General features: G+C 48.0%; 16 protein-coding genes and 1 other annotated feature. All 16 genes read left to right on the forward strand.

Annotated elements, in window-relative coordinates; genetic code table 11:
• Positions 1-2: 2 nt before the first annotated feature.
• The 16 genes from QWY16_RS02350 to QWY16_RS02425 all read left to right on the forward strand — a co-directional run bounded on the left by QWY16_RS02350 (position 3) and on the right by QWY16_RS02425 (position 16,825).
• Positions 3-971 carry an ABC transporter ATP-binding protein gene (locus QWY16_RS02350; protein WP_300991261.1) on the forward strand — a complete coding sequence of 323 codons (969 nt, stop codon included), beginning with the start codon at positions 3-5 and terminating at the stop codon, positions 969-971.
• 35 nt (positions 972-1,006) lie between these two features.
• Positions 1,007-1,606 (forward strand): ABC transporter permease, encoded by a 600-nt coding sequence (locus QWY16_RS02355; protein WP_436837176.1) that lies wholly within the window; start codon positions 1,007-1,009, stop codon positions 1,604-1,606.
• Between the two features lie 17 nt (positions 1,607-1,623).
• Positions 1,624-2,526: a glycine betaine ABC transporter substrate-binding protein gene (locus QWY16_RS02360; RefSeq protein WP_300991263.1), complete on the forward strand. Its 903-nt coding sequence runs from the start codon at positions 1,624-1,626 to the stop codon at positions 2,524-2,526.
• A 159-nt stretch (positions 2,527-2,685) separates the two neighbouring features.
• The gene (locus QWY16_RS02365; RefSeq protein ID WP_300991264.1) at positions 2,686-3,834 is read left to right on the forward strand and encodes a thiolase family protein; all 1,149 of its coding nucleotides are present in this window, start codon (positions 2,686-2,688) and stop codon (positions 3,832-3,834) included.
• Positions 3,835-3,850: 16 nt separating this feature from the next.
• Positions 3,851-4,621 (forward strand): 3-hydroxyacyl-CoA dehydrogenase, encoded by a 771-nt coding sequence (locus tag QWY16_RS02370; protein ID WP_300991265.1) that lies wholly within the window; start codon positions 3,851-3,853, stop codon positions 4,619-4,621.
• Between the two features lie 14 nt (positions 4,622-4,635).
• On the forward strand, positions 4,636-5,784 hold the full coding sequence (locus tag QWY16_RS02375; protein ID WP_300991266.1) for an acyl-CoA dehydrogenase family protein: 1,149 nt from the start codon (positions 4,636-4,638) through the stop codon (positions 5,782-5,784).
• Positions 5,785-6,759: a CaiB/BaiF CoA transferase family protein gene (locus QWY16_RS02380; RefSeq protein ID WP_300991267.1), complete on the forward strand. Its 975-nt coding sequence runs from the start codon at positions 5,785-5,787 to the stop codon at positions 6,757-6,759.
• Positions 6,760-6,812: 53 nt separating this feature from the next.
• Positions 6,813-8,444, forward strand: a complete 1,632-nt coding sequence (locus QWY16_RS02385; protein ID WP_300991268.1) for a long-chain fatty acid--CoA ligase — start codon at positions 6,813-6,815, stop codon at positions 8,442-8,444.
• A gap of 221 nt (positions 8,445-8,665) precedes the next feature.
• Positions 8,666-8,898: a binding site (T-box leader), on the forward strand.
• Between the two features lie 62 nt (positions 8,899-8,960).
• Complete coding sequence (trpD, locus tag QWY16_RS02390; protein WP_300991269.1) at positions 8,961-9,953, forward strand: anthranilate phosphoribosyltransferase; 993 nt, start codon at positions 8,961-8,963, stop codon at positions 9,951-9,953.
• Positions 9,950-10,723: an indole-3-glycerol phosphate synthase TrpC gene (gene trpC / locus QWY16_RS02395; RefSeq protein ID WP_300991270.1), complete on the forward strand. Its 774-nt coding sequence runs from the start codon at positions 9,950-9,952 to the stop codon at positions 10,721-10,723. The genes trpD and trpC overlap by 4 nt, the downstream gene beginning before the upstream one ends.
• Positions 10,720-12,516, forward strand: coding sequence for a tryptophan synthase subunit beta (trpB, locus tag QWY16_RS02400; RefSeq protein WP_300991271.1), 1,797 nt, complete (start codon positions 10,720-10,722; stop codon positions 12,514-12,516). The genes trpC and trpB overlap by 4 nt, the downstream gene beginning before the upstream one ends.
• The gene (trpA, locus tag QWY16_RS02405) at positions 12,513-13,283 is read left to right on the forward strand and encodes a tryptophan synthase subunit alpha (RefSeq protein WP_300991272.1); all 771 of its coding nucleotides are present in this window, start codon (positions 12,513-12,515) and stop codon (positions 13,281-13,283) included. Before trpB ends, trpA begins: the two co-directional genes overlap by 4 nt.
• A gap of 23 nt (positions 13,284-13,306) precedes the next feature.
• Positions 13,307-13,897 (forward strand): DNA-3-methyladenine glycosylase, encoded by a 591-nt coding sequence (locus tag QWY16_RS02410; protein ID WP_300991273.1) that lies wholly within the window; start codon positions 13,307-13,309, stop codon positions 13,895-13,897.
• 70 nt (positions 13,898-13,967) lie between these two features.
• Positions 13,968-14,489, forward strand: coding sequence for a type 1 glutamine amidotransferase domain-containing protein (locus QWY16_RS02415; protein WP_300991274.1), 522 nt, complete (start codon positions 13,968-13,970; stop codon positions 14,487-14,489).
• Positions 14,490-15,187: 698 nt separating this feature from the next.
• Positions 15,188-15,517 carry an ArsR/SmtB family transcription factor gene (locus QWY16_RS02420; RefSeq protein ID WP_300991275.1) on the forward strand — a complete coding sequence of 110 codons (330 nt, stop codon included), beginning with the start codon at positions 15,188-15,190 and terminating at the stop codon, positions 15,515-15,517.
• A gap of 9 nt (positions 15,518-15,526) precedes the next feature.
• On the forward strand, positions 15,527-16,825 hold the full coding sequence (locus QWY16_RS02425) for an arsenic transporter (RefSeq protein ID WP_300991276.1): 1,299 nt from the start codon (positions 15,527-15,529) through the stop codon (positions 16,823-16,825).
• The last annotated feature ends 14 nt before the right edge of the window (positions 16,826-16,839 follow it).

Genomic DNA, 16,839 nt, shown 5'->3' on the forward strand with positions numbered 1-16,839 from the left:
CAGTGATTCGGTTTGACAACGTCACTAAAAGTTTCCCGGATGGCACGGAAGCATTAAAAGGAATTTCGCTTGTGCTGCCCGCCCGCCAGCTGACAGCTATTATTGGTCCTAGCGGCTGCGGGAAAACTACGCTCATGAAAATGATCAATAAGCTTGAAAAGCCAACAGGAGGAATGATTTCCATAGATGGGAAACCGATTATGGAACTGGATGAAATTGAACTGCGCCGTTCTATTGGATATGTCATTCAGCGAATAGGATTGTTTCCCCATATGACTATCGCAGATAATGTCTCACTCGTACCAAGACTCTTGGGCTGGAAGAATGAAAGAATCGATATGCGAATCCGTGAATTGCTGCAATTGACGGGATTGGATCCGGAAACCTATCTTCATCGCTATCCGCTGGAACTAAGCGGCGGGCAGCAGCAGCGGGTAGGAGTTGTGAGGGCTTTGGCTGGAGATCCGAACATCATCTTAATGGATGAGCCCTTTTCAGCATTGGATCCCATTAGCCGGGAGCAATTGCAGGACGAACTGCAGAATTTGCAGCAAAGCATCCAGAAAACGATTGTTTTTGTTACGCATGATATGGATGAAGCGTTAAAAATTGCTGATACGATTATTGTGATGCGCAACGGGCAAGTTGAACAGATTGGTACTCCACAGCAATTGGTTGCTGAACCAGCCAATGATTTTGTCCGGAACTTTATCGGTACTGAACGCATCAGCCGGCAGCGGACATTCAGCGAGAAGAAACTGAAAGAATTTATTCCGTTATTTGAACGGGATTGGCGGGGAGATGCTCAAAAAGTATCCTCAGATACAAGCATTGGCGAAGCGGTGGATCAATTAGCAGAAAGTACACATGACCATTTGGCAATAACTGAAAACGGCCATGTAATTGCCTATGCCAGTGAACGCGAATTATTGAAGGCAGCCCTCCATAAGGAAGTGGGTGCATCACTTTGACGAATGTCATCGATACATTTATCAGCCGCCAGGACATGATTCAGGCTGCATTTCTGGAGCATATTTATTTGTCTTTTATAGCAGTGGGCATTGGTATTGCCATCGCTTTGCCAACTGGTGTCCTGATTGCACGTTATCGCCGCTATGCTGAACCCATCATCGGTGTCACAGCTGTTTTTCAGACAATTCCAAGTTTGGCTTTGTTCGGATTTTTGGTGCCGATTCTCGGAATCGGTTCTCCTACAGCGCTGGTTGCCCTTATTATTTACGCGCTTTTGCCTATTCTCCGCAATACATATACCGGCATTACAGGAGTTGACGGGTCGGTTATCGAAGCGGGGCGCGGCATGGGGATGACGCGTGGGCAAATATTGCGGCAAATTGAACTGCCTCTGGCCTCGCCTTTTATCATGGCAGGAATCCGTACGGCAACCGTTTTGACAGTTGGAATTGCCACATTGGCGACATTTGTCGGCGCAGGCGGTCTTGGCGACATTATCTACCGCGGTCTGCAGTCCTATAATAATGCTCTCGTTTTAGCCGGCGCGCTGCCGGTAGCTTTGCTTGCCATCGGGTTTGACTGGATTTTGAAAAGAATTGAGAAACGCATGACGCCAAAAGGCTTAAAACTTTAGATTGGGGGAAGAAAGCGATGAAAAAATCAGTTATGGGTATTCTGTTGGGAGCGGTGATTGTTTTAGCCGGCTGTGGAGCGAGTAGTGAAGGATCGGAGCCGATTGTCATCGGAGGCAAACCGTGGACAGAACAATACATATTGCCGCATATTCTAGGGCAATATATTGAAGCGAATTCAGACTATACGGTGGAATACGAAGACGGACTTGGCGAAGTGTCCATTTTAACGCCAGCTCTTGAAAAAGGCGATATTGATTTATACGTTGAATACACGGGAACCGGTTTGAAAGATGTTTTAAAAGAAGAATCGAAGCCGGGCCAATCATCAGAAGAAGTGCTCGAACGTGTCCGCCAGGGATACGAGGAAAATTTGAATGCCACTTGGCTGGAACCGCTGGGATTTGAAAACGGTTATACATTGGCATTTTCAAAAGACAGCGGCTTTGATGCTGAAACTTATTCGGATCTAGCGGAAATTTCCCAAACGCAAGATATGTCGTTTGGTGCGCCCCATCCATTTTATGAGCGCAAAGGAGATGGGTATGATGACTTGATTGCCACTTATCCATTCAAATTTTCAGCGACCGAAAGCTTTGATCCTGCCATTATGTACGAAGCAGTGAAAAGTGGCGAAGTTGATGTGATTCCGGCATTCACGACTGATAGCCGGATCGGGCTGTTTGATTTGGAAACAACAAAAGATGATTTGTCGTTTTTCCCGAAATATGATGCAGCTCCTGTGGTGCGGTTAGAGACCCTGGAAGAATATCCGGAACTGGAAGATGTGCTAAATGGGCTTGCCGGAAAAATCTCTGAAGAAGAAATGCTTGCAATGAATTCCCGCGTTGATGTCGATCAAGAAGAAGCGAGTGAAGTAGCACGTGATTTTCTTATTGAAAAAGGGCTGATAGAAGAATGACCGAAAAATCCCACAGAAAAAATCTGTGGGATTTTTTCTATAGTAATTAGTTGGGAATTCTTGTACAATAACTTTAATGAGTGAATAGTCATTCAATTCTATTTATTGAAAGCGATTACATTATATATAGAAGGGAAAATAAAAAAACGGGGTGAAAAAATGAGAGAAGTAGTCATTGTAGAAGGTGTGCGCTCAGCAGTTGGAAGAAGAAAAGGGATGTATGCGAATACTCGCCCGGATGAACTGGCAGCTTTAGTGCTGGAAGAATTGGTGGACCGGGCGGGCGTGGAGAAAAGTGCCGTGGAGGACATCATTTTGGGATGTGTTTCCCAAGTCGCTGAGCAAGGGGGCAATGTGGCGCGAACAGCGGCATTGATTGCCGGGTTCCCGGATCATGTGCCGGGTGTCACAATTGACCGCCAGTGCGGATCGAGCCAGCAAGCAGTCCATTTCGGGGCCCAAGCCATTTTGGCTGGAGACATGGATATTGTGATAGCAGGAGGCGTGGAAAGCATGACGCGCGTACCGATGTTTTCCAATATGCAAGGCGCTAAACCAAGCAAGAAATTGACCGATCAATATGAAATTATCAACCAAGGCTTATCTGCTGAACGCATCGCCGACCAATGGGGATTTAGCCGTGAGCAACTGGATGCTTATTCGGTCCAAAGCCACGAACGGGCACAGCAGGCAATCCGCAACGGCTATTACGAACAAGAAATTGTGCCGGTTGAAGTTGAAGGTGAAAACGGAGAAAAGCGCCTCGTTGCGGTTGACGAAGGCCCGCGGCCAGGAACGACATCGGAAGTGCTTGGCGGGTTGAAAACGGTCTTTGATGAAAACGGTGTAATCACTGCTGGAAACGCTAGCCAGATGAGCGACGGTGCTTCAGCGGTATTGTTGATGTCTCGTGAAAAAGCGGATGAGCTTGGCTTGAAACCGAAAGCACGCATTGTGGCGCGTGCAGTGGTGGGTTCAGACCCGACATTGATGCTGACCGGCCCGATAGCTGCAACCCGCAAAGTGCTGGAGAAAGCAGATCTTGGAATTGAAGATATGGACCGCTATGAAGTCAACGAAGCATTTGCCCCTGTGCCGCTTGCTTGGCTGAACGATATGGGTGCAGATCTTGAAAAGTTGAATGTGAACGGCGGCGCCATTGCCCTCGGCCATCCGTTAGGGGCAACCGGCACCAAATTGCTGGTATCGCTTCTCCATGAGCTTGAACGCAGTAATGGGCGTTACGGGCTGCTCGCGATTTGCGAAGGAATGGGCATGGCAAACGCAACGATTATTGAACGATTATAAGGGAGTGGAACTGAATATGAAATTAGCGGATTTAAAAGCAATTGTGACAGGCGGAGCATCGGGGCTTGGCGAAGCGACTGTCCGCCGAATAGTTGAAAATGGAGGGAAAGCCGCCATTTTCGATTTGAATGAACAACGCGCTCAATCCATCATCAGTGAATTAGGCGATGAGAAGGTCTGTTATTTTAAAACAGACGTTACAGAGGCCGATCAAGTAGAACGAAACGTAGCAACAGTGATTGAAAAATGGGGCACCATTACGGCTGTAGTCAATTGTGCGGGCATCGGGACGCCTGGAAAAGTCGTCTCGAAAGGCGAACCGATTCCACTCAGCCAGTTCGAAAAAGTTATTAAAGTTAATTTGATTGGCACATTCAACGTCATCCGTGTGGCAGCGGCAGCCATGCAACAAAACGAACCAAACACTGAAGGGGAGCGCGGCGTCATTATTTCGACAGCATCCGTTGCTGCTTATGAAGGCCAGATTGGGCAAGCAGCCTACAGCGCCTCAAAAGGAGGCGTTGTGTCGATGACGTTGCCGATTGCCCGTGAACTTGCAAGAGACGGCATCCGGGTGATGGCAATTGCACCAGGACTCATGCAAACACCGATGTTTGATGGTCTGCCAGAAGCCGCTGTGCAGTCTTTATCAGCTTCGGTGCCGTTTCCTGCCCGCCTCGGACGGCCAGCTGAATATGCACAGCTTGTCCAAAGCATCATAGAAAATTCGATGTTGAATGGTGAAGTTATCCGGCTTGATGGTGCAATCCGCATGCAGCCAAAGTAAGGGGGAGACAGGCAATGGGGAAATACCGCTTTGAAGAAGAAGAGCATGAATTGTTCCGGAAATCTTTAAAGAAATTTCTGGAAAAAGAAGCAGTGCCGCAATATGAGCAATGGGAAAAAGATCACATCATTCCAAAAACGTTTTGGAAACGTCTAGGGGAAATGGGGTTTTTATGTCCGCAAACAGAAGAGCGGTACGGCGGCTTAGGCTTGGATTTTCGTTATGCCGTCATTATCGGGGAAGAAATGGAGCGTGTGGGCACCAGCTTGACAGGAGTCAGTCTCCATAACGATATTACTGTGCCTTATATCGAAGCTTACGGAACCGAAGAACAGAAGCAGCGCTGGCTGCCCGGCTGCATCAGCGGAGATTTTATCACGGCGATTGCCATGACAGAACCTGGGGCGGGTTCAGACCTCGCCAATATTTCAACAACTGCTGTACGCGACGGAGACCGTTATATCGTAAATGGGCAAAAAACTTTTATTACGAATGGCATTAACTGTACCCATGCATTGGTGGTCGTGAAAACAGACCCGAAAGCAGAACCGAAACATCGGGGCATCTCGCTTTTGATGATTGAGGAAGGGATGCCTGGATTTACAAAAGGCCGGAAACTCGATAAAGTCGGCCTTCATGCGCAAGATACTTCTGAATTGTATTTTGAGGACTGTGAGGTGCCTGTGGCCAATCTGGTCGGCGAAGAGAATAAAGGCTTTACATATTTGATGGAAAAATTGCAGCAGGAACGCCTTGTCGTCGCTATTGCCGCTCAAACCGCTTCAGAAGATATGCTGGAAATGACGCTCGATTACGTCAAGTCAAGAAAAGCGTTCGGCAAATCGATCGGTTCGTTTCAGAATTCGCAATTTAAACTTGTCGAAATGGCAACAGAAATTGAACTCGGCCATTCGTTTCTGGAATCTTTGATTGAAGATCATATGGCTGGAAAAGACATTGTTTCAAAGGTATCGATGGCGAAATACTGGCTGACCGATACGGCGAAAAAGATTTCAGGTGAATGCATGCAGCTGCATGGCGGCTACGGCTATATGGAAGAGTATAAAATTGCGCGCCGATACCGTGATACGCCGGTCGCTGCCATCTATGCCGGCTCCAATGAAATCATGAAAACCATTATTGCCAAAAGGATGGGCTTGTAGATGGTGAAAGCATTGGAAGGAATCCGTGTATTGGATGTCACGTATTATTTGCCTGGTCCTTATGCCGCCATGCGCCTTGCAGAGATGGGGGCAGAAGTGATCAAAATCGAACCGCCAATGGGTGACCCAGCGCGTTATATGGGCGGTGGTTATGTACACAAAGCAAATAACAAAGGAAAAACCATCATTCAGCTGGATTTGAAATCAGAAGAAGGGCATGCCCAGATGCTGGAATTGGTAAAAACTGCCGATGCGTTAATTGAGACATTTCGGCCGGGTGTCATGAAAAAACTGGGGTTGAATTACGAGAGCCTGAAAGCGCTAAAACCGGATTTGGTGTATTGTTCGCTGTCGGGATACGGGCAAGAAGGGCCGCTCGCAAAACTTGGCAGCCACGATTTGAATTATTTAGCATTGTCGGGAGTGCTTGAACAGCTGTCCGACAGCAGCGGCTGTCCTGTGCATCCGACCAATACATTAGCTGACTACGCAGGAGGGCTATTGGCGTCTGAAAAAATCACCGCAGCCTTGCTGCGGAAATTCCGGACTGGCGAAGGTGTTTATTTAGATATCGCCTTGGCCGAAGCGATGGCCGAATTTCAAGGCAATCATGATGCCTATCATGAAGCGCGAGTGTCAGACTGCGGTATTCCAGAAATTTCAGGCAGCCGCATCAGTTATGCAATCTACGAAACCAAAGACAGACGTTACGTCACTCTGGGTGCGCTTGAAGAAAAGTTCTGGCACAATTTTTGTGATTTAGCAAAAAAACCGCAGTGGCGAAGCTGGAGCGCTAAGGTGGTGGGAAGTGCCGAACACGCTGAAATAGCCGCTTTTTTCAAAACGAAAGAGTGGCAGGAATGGTACAGCCTATCGATGACGGTCGATTGTTGTTTGGCACCGGTCCTAAAAGCGTTTGAGCGCCATGAACATCCACATTTTGCAGCTCGCCGGGAGGCAGTAAGCTTCCGCTGATTAAAGTGCTGTATCGTGCAAAAAATCGAAATGAAAAAGGAGCTCGATGTCCAATGATGAATGCCCCGCTTCTGTTATCTTCTTTTGTAAAACGTGCTGAGCAGTATTTCCCTGAAAAACTGATTATTTCGCATACAGGCGAGACGATTCACCGCATTCCATACAAGGAATTTGCCAAACGTACGCGCCAACTGGCAAGTGCATTGGAAAAAATCGGCATGGATCGCGGAACCAAAGTCGGCAGTTTTGCATGGAACCACCACCGGCATCTGGAACTGTATTTTGGCGTGCCGGGTGCAGGGGCGATTTTGCATATGATCAATATCCGCTTGTCTCCTGAACATATCATTTATGTCATCAACCATGCAGAAGATGAAATTTTGCTGGTGGACCATGATTTGTTTCCTCTGATTGAAAAAATTGCACCGCAGCTGAAAACTGTCAAACATTTTATTGTCATGAAAGACGGCATGGATCTTCCGGAAACTTCCTTGGAAAACGTCCATTCGTATGAAGAACTAATCAACGCAGAAGACGGCAATTATGAATTCCCGCAAGATTTGGATGAGAACACACCGGCAGGCATGTGTTATACATCGGCGACTACAGGCAATCCAAAAGGCGTTGTTTATTCGCATCGCGGACTCGTGCTTCACAGTTTTGCACTCGGAATGAATGATTCGATGGGGCTGTCTGAACGCGATGTTGCGATGTCGATTGTTCCGATGTTCCACGCCAATGCATGGGGCTTGCCGTTTGCGGCGGTATTGTTCGGAACGACTCAAGTATTGCCAGGTCCGGGATTTGCGCCGGGCATGCTGCTGGATTTGATTGAACAGGAAAAGGTCACACTGACAGCTGGAGTGCCGACCATCTGGCTTGGCATCTTAAAAGAACTGGAAGCGAATCCGCGCAATTTAGAATCGCTGCGGATGATTATCTGCGGCGGTTCCGCATCACCAAAAGGGTTGATTCGGGCGTTTGAAGGAAAATACAATGTGCCGTTTGTCACCGGCTACGGCATGACCGAAACATCGCCGCTCGTCAGCCTGGCAATTACGACTTCAGCGATGGCCGATTTGTCATTGGAAGAGCGCATCGATCGCCGTTCAATGGCTGGCCTTCCGATGCCAGGCCTTGAAGTGCGGATCGTCAATGAACAAGGCGAGGCGCCGTGGGATGGCAAAACGATGGGCGAACTCAATGTCAAAGGCCCATGGATTGCCGACGAATATTACAAAGATGAGCGTACGGCAGATGCTTTTCGGGATGGCTGGTTGTACACAGGCGACATTGCGGTCATTGAACCGGATGGCTTCATCAAACTGACTGACCGCACAAAAGACTTGATCAAGAGCGGCGGCGAGTGGATTTCTTCTGTCGATCTGGAAAATGCGTTGATGACACATGAAGCGGTATTTGAAGCCGCAGTAGTGGCGATTCCGCATGAAAAATGGCTGGAGCGCCCGCTCGCTTGTGTGGTTTTAAAAGAAGGCTACGAAGAAAGCGAACGAACGAAAGCGGATCTTTTAGCTTATCTTGAAAAGCAATTTGCCAAATGGTGGGTGCCGGATGATGTGGTGTTTTTGAAAGAAGTGCCGAAAACATCTGTCGGAAAATTCCTGAAAGCCGCGTTGCGTAAAGAACTGGATCACCATTACCAGCAGCAGAGAAGTTTTGATTGAGTGGCAAAATAAAAATCTGATATGGGACGAAACAGTAGAGATGCCCAATTCAAGTGGAATTGTTTTGTGGAATATCAGCAGATAAAAACATTTTTTCGAATTGTTTTAATTAATACGACTTGACAGAATATACAAAACAATTTAATATGAGTGTCAACTTGTTGAACGAGCGACAAGTCTATTTGAGAGAAGAGCCCAGAAGAGATTAGAATAGAAGAGTGTTTAAATCGAGGATTGAGACGAGTAGGCAGGAAAATCCATTTTAGAGAGTCAGCGGCTGGTGGAAGCTGATTGGATTACTTGCGCGAATGGACTTAGGAGAGCTGGCCTGAAAGCGGAAGCGAGTAAGGGAGACGTAGGCCCTGCGTTAAAGGGAAAGGCGAAGAGCCTGTTTTAAGTGAGTGCAAAATTGCATTAATGCGTGGTGGTACCGCGGTTTAACCCCGTCCCCGCAACCGGATATCAATCTGGTTGCGGGGATTTTTGCATTTAAATACGAGCTGAGGAGAGAAGAGTATGAGAAAAGCTGAGAATTTAACAGAGCAGAGCATGTTGGAAAAATCATTGGACATATTGAGTGGAACAGTAGAGCAGGAGAGCATCAAGCAATTTCTGATTGAACTTCATGAAAAAGGTGAAACAGCCGATGAGCTGGTAGGCATGGTCAAAGCGATGCGGGAAAAAGCTGTGGCTCTTCCGAAAGTAAACGGCGAGCTGGTTGATGTGTGCGGAACTGGCGGCGACCGTTCGTACAGCTTCAACATCAGCACCTTAACCGCGTTTGTCTTGGCAGGGTGTGGAATGACGGTAGCTAAACATGGCAATCGCAGTGTTTCAAGCAAAACCGGAAGTTCCGATGTACTGGAAGAGCTCGGTATTTCCACCAAAGCAGAAGTAGAACGGATACCGGAAATGCTTGAAGGTACAGGAATTGCATTTTTGTTTGCGCCAGCCATTCATCCGGCGCTTGGCGCTCTGCGTGAAGTACGCAAAGGCATCGGTACACCGACGATTTTTAATTTGGTTGGACCTTTAGCAAATCCTCTTCCAATAACCGTCCAAATGACCGGCGTTTACCGTCGCGACATGATGGAGCCGATGGCCGAAGCGTTGATGCGCCTTGGCAGAACGCGCGGAGCCATCGTCCATGGAGCTGGCGGGTTGGACGAATTATCCTTGGCTGGTGTGAACGAATTGATCGTCTTTGATGAACATGGCAAACGCAATATGACAATTCATCCAAATGAAGCTGGGCTTGAGATGGCGCCGATTGAAGCTATTCGCGGAGGAGAACCGAAACGCAATGCAGAAATTTTCCTGGAAGTGCTTGCTGGGAAAGAAAGCCCATATTTGGATACAGTGGCACTTAATGCAGGAACAGTGCTTTATGTCAGCGGCCGGGCAGAGTCCATCGCTGAAGGCGTGCAACAGGCACGCAAATCAATCGTGTCAGGAGAAACGGCAAAAGTATTTGAACTTCATCGTTTGGCATCGGGGGTGCTGGTGTGACGATTCTAAATAAAATCATTGAAACCAAACGAATGGAAATTAAAAGTTACACGCAAGTGGAACCGAGCGGCGAAAATTTTCCGAAAAAAGAAAAGTTAGCCGAGCGCTTACGAAAGAAAAACGGCGTCATTTCTGAAATCAAACGGGCTTCGCCGTCAAAAGGCGATATCCAGACAGAAGTGGATATTGTCGCGCAAGCCCGGAAATATGAAGTGTCCGGGGCAGCAGCCATTTCCGTTTTGACCGATGAAACTTACTTTAAAGGATCAATCGACGATTTGCAGGAAGTGGCGAAAAACGTAGCGATTCCTGTTTTGTGCAAAGATTTCATGATCAGTGAAATCCAGATTGACCGAGCTAAAAATGCCGGCGCTACCATCATTTTGCTGATTGTTGCAGCGCTTGAAAAAGACGAATTGCGCCGGTTGTTTGATTATGCTGCAGGCCTCGGACTTGAAGTGCTGGTAGAAGTGCACGACGAACAGGAGCTTGAACGCGCATTGGAGCTCGATGCAGAATTGATCGGCGTCAATAACCGTGATTTAAAGACATTCGAAGTATCATTAGAACGTACGGCGGAACTGGCTAAAAGCTTTCCGTTTGATGGCAAGCGGGTGCTGATCAGCGAAAGCGGGCTGCACTCTAAAGAAGATGCAGCATTTGTTTTTGGCTGCGGCGCTTCCGGAATATTGGTCGGAGAAGCATTGATGCGTTCTGAAAATCCGGGCGTTTGGATACAGGAAGCGACAGTTAGGGAGGCAATCAAATGACGAAAGTGAAAATCTGTGGACTCATGGAAGAACAACATGTCGAGGCGGCAAAACAAGCCGACGCGATTGGATTCGTTTTTGCACCGAGCAAGCGGCAAGTGAACATTGAACAGGCTGCAGAATTGGCAAAGCATGTGCCGGCAAGCACTGAAAAAATAGGAGTTTTCGTTAATGCTCCGCTTGAAACCATACAGGAAACAGTCCGAAAAGTGCCGCTGACGATGGTTCAATTGCACGGCGATGAGCCGGATGAATTGGTTCGGGCAATTGGAGTGCCGGTCATTCAGGCATTCTCAATCCGCAGCAAAGAAGATGTGGAAAAGCTGAAGGGTTCAAAAGCAGATTTTATTTTAGTGGATGCGCCTGGTACGGATTATCGGGGCGGCAGCGGCCATGTGTTTGACTGGACCTTATTGCAAGGAGCACAGATTGATCCGTCTCGGCTCATTGTGGCAGGAGGCTTGAACCCAGAAAATGTCCAGGCAGCTATTGGTCAAACCACCCCTTATATGGTGGACGTGTCAAGCGGTGTGGAAACAGAAGGCAGAAAAGATGCGGTTAAAATACAGCGATTTATTCAGCGGGCAAAGGGTGATTTGATGCAGCGGACAGTAGAAAATACCGGGTTTTTCGGCAAGTACGGCGGACAATTTGTCCCGGAAACTTTGATGAAAGCGGTCAAGGAATTGGAAGAGGCGTATGCAAAAGCCAAGCAAGATCCGGAATTCATAAAAGAATACCAGCATTATTTGTCTGAATATGTCGGCCGGGAACAGCCGCTGACATTTGCGAAACGCTTAACAGAAGCGTGGGGCGGTCCGAAAGTGTATTTGAAACGTGAAGACTTGAACCATACAGGTGCTCATAAGATCAACAACGCAATCGGGCAGGCATTGCTTGCCATGCGCATGGGCAAACGGAAAATTGTCGCAGAAACCGGAGCGGGCCAACACGGCGTAGCAACGGCTACTGTCTGTGCATTATTCGATTTAGAATGCGTCATTTTCATGGGAGAAGAAGACATCAAACGCCAACAATTGAATGTGTTCCGCATGAAACTGCTCGGTGCCCGAGTGGAAAGTGTCACAAAAGGCAGTTCCACTTTAAAAGATGCGGTCAATGAAGCGCTTCGCTACTGGGTGACCAATGTCGAAGACACGCATTACCTGATCGGTTCGGCGCTCGGCCCTCACCCTTTCCCGACGATGGTGCGTGATTTCCAAAGCGTCATCGGCGAAGAAACGAAGCGGCAGATTTTGGCGCATGAAGGGCGTTTGCCGGATACCATTCTTGCCTGCATCGGCGGCGGCAGCAATGCCATTGGCATGTTTTATCCGTTTATCAAAGATGAAGCGGTCCGCCTGATTGGTGTGGAAGCGTCAGGCGAAGGCCTGCACACGGAAAAACACGCGGCCACGATGGCAAAAGGAAAAGAAGGTGTGCTGCACGGAGCCTTTATGAAATTGCTGCAGGATGAAGCAGGGCAAGTACTGGAAGCCCATTCAATTTCAGCAGGATTGGATTATCCGGGGGTAGGGCCTGAACATGCTCATTTGGCAGACATCGGCCGAGTGGAATATGTATCCATTACGGATGCGGAAGCGCTGGAAGCGGTTGTCGCGTTTTCCCGTCTCGAAGGCATCATCCCGGCTCTTGAGTCGGCACACGCCATCGCCCAAGCTGAGAAAACCGCTAAAGAAATGAAAGCGGATGAACTGCTGGTTATCTGTGTTTCCGGACGCGGCGATAAAGACATGGCGACATATGCGGAAAGATTGGAGGGCTTGTCATGAAGAGATTTATAGATTTGAAAGAATCCGGCGGCAAAGCATTTGTGGCATATATCATGGCAGGTGACGGCGGACTGGAGCGCTTGAGCGAACAAGTGCAGTATTTGCAGGAAGCGGGCGTTACAGCCATTGAAATCGGTATTCCATTTTCGGATCCCGTTGCTGACGGACCAACAATCGAAGCGGCGGGCAACCGGGCATTGAAAGCAGGCGTGACGCTGCAAAAGGTAGTAGATGAGATGAGCAGCTGGACATTTGAAGTGAAAGTGCCGCTGCTCATTATGACTTATTTGAATCCGGTCCTGCGGTTCGGCGTTGAGAGATTTGTGAAAGAATCCAAAAAAGCGGGTGTTTCCGGTTTGATTATTCCAGATCTGCCTTATGAACACCGGCTGCTGGTGGAACCGTATGCCAAGAAAGAAGCGATTGCACTCGTCCAGCTCGTGACGTTAACGACGACAGAAAATCGGCTTGACGCCATTTTGAGTGAAGCGGAGGGATTTGTTTACGCAGTTACGGTAAAAGGAATCACGGGAGCGCGCGATGAGATGCCAGAAGAAGTCCAGGCTTTCATGCGGCGAGTCCGCGAGAAAAGTCCGGTGCCGGTCTATGCCGGTTTTGGCATATCCAAGACGCAGCATGTTGATGCACTGCGTGAAGATGTCGATGGGTTTATTGTCGGAAGTGCCATTGTACAGGCTTTCCAGGACGGTACAATCCGGGAAATCGAACCGCTCATACAGGCAGTAACCGCTCTTGATCCGGTATAATACGGATTAGGAGGGATGTATCTATGTTTACGCCAGTCTCGGCAAAGTTTTTTGAAGCTCCGACACTTGAGTTGTCCAGAAGTCTCCTCGGCCAGATTTTGGTGCACGAATTGCCGGAAGGAATCGTCGCAGGGCGCATTGTGGAAACAGAAGCGTATATGGGAGCGGACGACCGCGCCGCACACAGCTTTGGAAATCGGCGCACCAAACGCACGGAAGTGATGTTCGGCAAACCCGGACTTGTTTATACGTATCAAATGCACACTCACACATTGATCAATGTAGTCAGCGGTCCGGTTGATACGCCGCGGGCGATTCTGATCCGCGCAGTGGAGCCGGTCGAAGGCATCGATTTGATGGCAAAGCTTCGCGGCAAACATATGCCGATCAAGCAATGGACGAGCGGCCCTGGGAAATTGACAAAAGCGATGGGCATCACAATGGACTATTACGGTCACCATTTTACTGAACGCCCGCTCTATATCGCTGAAGGCGATCCGGTCCACGCGGTGGCAGTTGGCCCGCGCGTCGGCATTGGCAATTCACAGGAAGCAGTCCACTATCCATACCGTTTTTGGGAAAGTGACAATCCATTCGTCTCGAAGTTTCGGTAAGCTCCGTGTTTAATCTTTTTTAGGTGTGGAATACTAAAAGAGAGTACTTATACAGAAGGAGTGAAAGATAGTGGCAAAAATTGCAACACTGATCACAGATATGTTTGAAGATGTAGAATATACGGATCCATCAAAAGCGTTCAATGATGCTGGCCATGAAGTCTTTACGATTGAGAAAGAAGCTGGCAAAGAAGTGACGGGCAAACAAGGTGAAGCCGTCGTGACAATTGACAAAGGAATTGACGACGCGAATCCAGATGAATACGATGCACTGTTCCTGCCAGGTGGATTCTCGCCTGACCAGTTGCGTGCGGATGATCGTTTTGTGGCATTTACGAAAGCCTTTATGGATGCGAAAAAACCAGTCTTTGCGATTTGCCATGGTCCCCAGCTGCTGATTACGGCGAAAGCGCTTGAAGGCCGCGATGCAACCGGCTATAAATCGATTCAAGTTGATATGGATTATGCTGGTGCAAAAGTGGTCGACAAAGAAGTGGTGGTCTGCCAGAATCAATTGGTGACAAGCCGCCAGCCGGACGACATTCCGGCATTCAACCGTGAAGCATTGAAAGTTCTGGAGAAATTAGCTTAATCTATTAAAACGAAGTCTCCGGCAGTTTTGGCTGCCGGGGCTTTTTTGTGCAGAAAAGCTTCGAGATGTAAGTCATTATATTCTCAACTTGTTGAGAAAGTTGAAAGTCATTTTAGGTTTCATCACTTAACCGATATTCTGCCAACCAGCTCCGCTTGCCGCGGGCGAGCGCCAAGCCGCTTCGTCGCTGCGCTCCTACAGGGTCTCGGCTGTCTCGTCGCTTACGCTGCCCCGCAGGCAAGACATTAGCCAAAGCCTGCGAGGCTAAGTCTTTGCGACGAAGCAGCGAAGCGATGCAGGAGCAGTACGATTTTCTCCGCTGGTTGGCTCCATATCTGGAGAATTGGAACAAACAAGAAAGAGCTTTCTTGAACCGTCACTCTTTGAGAGAGTCTCTAAAAGTGGTTAAAGCGAGCTGAATGCAGCGGAAGGCGGCGACTCCAGCGGGACAGCGCGAGCTGAAGACCCTGGACTGAGCAAAGCGAAGGAAGCGGCTGAAGCCGTGCCCGCGGAAAGCGTCCGTCCTGGAGCGCAATGAAAGAAGAACATACAAGTTTCTCGACAGCCTGATTCTGCAAGAAATCTTCAGTTTTCTGCAAGTAAAGCAATGATTTTCGCAAGTGAATCCAACTTATCTTCTTGAATCAATAAGCAAACACTTATATAATTAGCAAGACTAAGCCAAAGAAGGTGAAATAATGGACTATTTGCAGATGGAATCATATTTAAAGGCGATCAGTGATCATAACCGGATGCTTATTTTGAAATACTTGATGAAAGATCCGCTATGCATTTGTGAATTCACAGAGCTACTCGATATGACGCAGCCCGCAATCAGCCAGCATATGCGCAAATTAAAGCAGGCAGAACTGGTTACCGAGGAAAAGCGGGGGCGCTGGACCATTTGGGGACTGAATATCCGGCATCCGCAGTATCCAATACTGATTCATTTATTAAGCCTGCTTCCTGAACCGGAACGCACGGTTGAAACTTTGGTTGCAGAAGGAAAAAAAGTTGTTTGTGAATAAGGAGAGGTAATGGTGGAAGTTTGGTTAGCGGGTTTTATCTTTATTGTGACGTTGTTTTTTGTTATTGTTCAGCCGCGAAATTTGTCGATCGGGTGGTCGGCAATGGCGGGGGCAGCTATTGCACTGCTCATGGGAGTTGTGGATTTAGGCGACGTCTGGGATGTTACTGGAATTGTCTGGAATGCCACTTTGACGTTTGTTGCGCTCATCATTATTTCATTGATTCTCGATGAAATCGGCTTTTTTGAATGGGCAGCATTACATATGGCGCGTTTTGCCAAAGGCAGCGGATTGCGCATGTTTTTCCTGGTCATCATGCTCGGAGCTATTGTGGCGGCATTATTTGCGAATGACGGAGCCGCGCTGATTTTGACGCCGATCGTTCTCGCCATGGTGCGTGCGTTGAAATTCAAAGAAACGATGATTTTGCCCTTTATCATGGCGTCAGGGTTTATCGCAGATACGGCTTCGCTGCCATTTGTTGTGAGTAATCTTGTCAATATCGTTTCCGCCGACTTTTTCAATATTGGTTTCACTGAATACGCATTGCATATGGTAGTCCCAAACTTATTCAGTATTCTGGCGAGCATGCTCGTACTGTATCTGTATTTTCGCAAAGATATACCGAAGCAATTTGATGCCAGTGCATTAAAAACGCCGGCTTCAGCAATCAAAGACCTGAAACTGTTCCGACTGTCCTGGGCGGTTCTTGCCATATTGCTGGCAGGCTACTTCATCAGCAGCCCCTTTGGCATTCCGGTATCGTTTATCGCGGGTACGGTAGCAATTTTGTTCCTGGCCATTTCACGCAGCAGTGAATCCGTCCATACGAAAGCGGTATTAAAAGGGGCGCCTTGGAACATTGTCTTTTTCTCCATTGGTATGTATGTGGTCGTTTACGGCCTTCGGAACGCGGGATTAACGTCTGTCTTGGCATCGGTTATCGAATGGACATCAAGTCATGGCCTTTATGCCGCTGCAATCGGTATGGGCTTTATTGCGGCAATTTTGTCGTCAGTCATGAATAATATGCCAACGGTGATGATTGATGCACTCGCTATTGCAGAAACGAATACGACCGGAGTCATGAGGGATGCGCTGATTTATGCCAACGTAATCGGTTCGGACCTGGGGCCGAAAATCACGCCAATCGGTTCACTGGCTACGCTGCTGTGGCTTCATGTCTTAAAAGCAAAAGGAGTCACCATCAGCTGGGGCTATTATTTCAAAATCGGCATCATTTTAACACTTCCGACTTTGTTTATCACATTGACCGGTTTATACTTGTGGCTGATGTTTTTAAACTAAATAAATTCAAATTA

Source organism: Planococcus shenhongbingii (genome assembly GCF_030413635.1).
Classification (GTDB): domain Bacteria; phylum Bacillota; class Bacilli; order Bacillales_A; family Planococcaceae; genus Planococcus; species Planococcus shenhongbingii.

Coding starts and splice junctions, on each gene's coding strand:
- QWY16_RS02355 (WP_436837176.1), top strand. CDS start 1,007: ATGATTCAGGCTGCATTTCTGGAGCATATTTATTTGTCTTTTATAGCA.
- QWY16_RS02360 (WP_300991263.1), top strand. CDS start 1,624: ATGAAAAAATCAGTTATGGGTATTCTGTTGGGAGCGGTGATTGTTTTA.
- QWY16_RS02365 (WP_300991264.1), top strand. CDS start 2,686: ATGAGAGAAGTAGTCATTGTAGAAGGTGTGCGCTCAGCAGTTGGAAGA.
- QWY16_RS02370 (WP_300991265.1), top strand. CDS start 3,851: ATGAAATTAGCGGATTTAAAAGCAATTGTGACAGGCGGAGCATCGGGG.
- QWY16_RS02375 (WP_300991266.1), top strand. CDS start 4,636: ATGGGGAAATACCGCTTTGAAGAAGAAGAGCATGAATTGTTCCGGAAA.
- QWY16_RS02380 (WP_300991267.1), top strand. CDS start 5,785: ATGGTGAAAGCATTGGAAGGAATCCGTGTATTGGATGTCACGTATTAT.
- QWY16_RS02385 (WP_300991268.1), top strand. CDS start 6,813: ATGATGAATGCCCCGCTTCTGTTATCTTCTTTTGTAAAACGTGCTGAG.
- trpD (WP_300991269.1), top strand. CDS start 8,961: ATGAGAAAAGCTGAGAATTTAACAGAGCAGAGCATGTTGGAAAAATCA.
- trpB (WP_300991271.1), top strand. CDS start 10,720: ATGACGAAAGTGAAAATCTGTGGACTCATGGAAGAACAACATGTCGAG.
- trpA (WP_300991272.1), top strand. CDS start 12,513: ATGAAGAGATTTATAGATTTGAAAGAATCCGGCGGCAAAGCATTTGTG.
- QWY16_RS02410 (WP_300991273.1), top strand. CDS start 13,307: ATGTTTACGCCAGTCTCGGCAAAGTTTTTTGAAGCTCCGACACTTGAG.
- QWY16_RS02420 (WP_300991275.1), top strand. CDS start 15,188: ATGGACTATTTGCAGATGGAATCATATTTAAAGGCGATCAGTGATCAT.
- QWY16_RS02425 (WP_300991276.1), top strand. CDS start 15,527: ATGGTGGAAGTTTGGTTAGCGGGTTTTATCTTTATTGTGACGTTGTTT.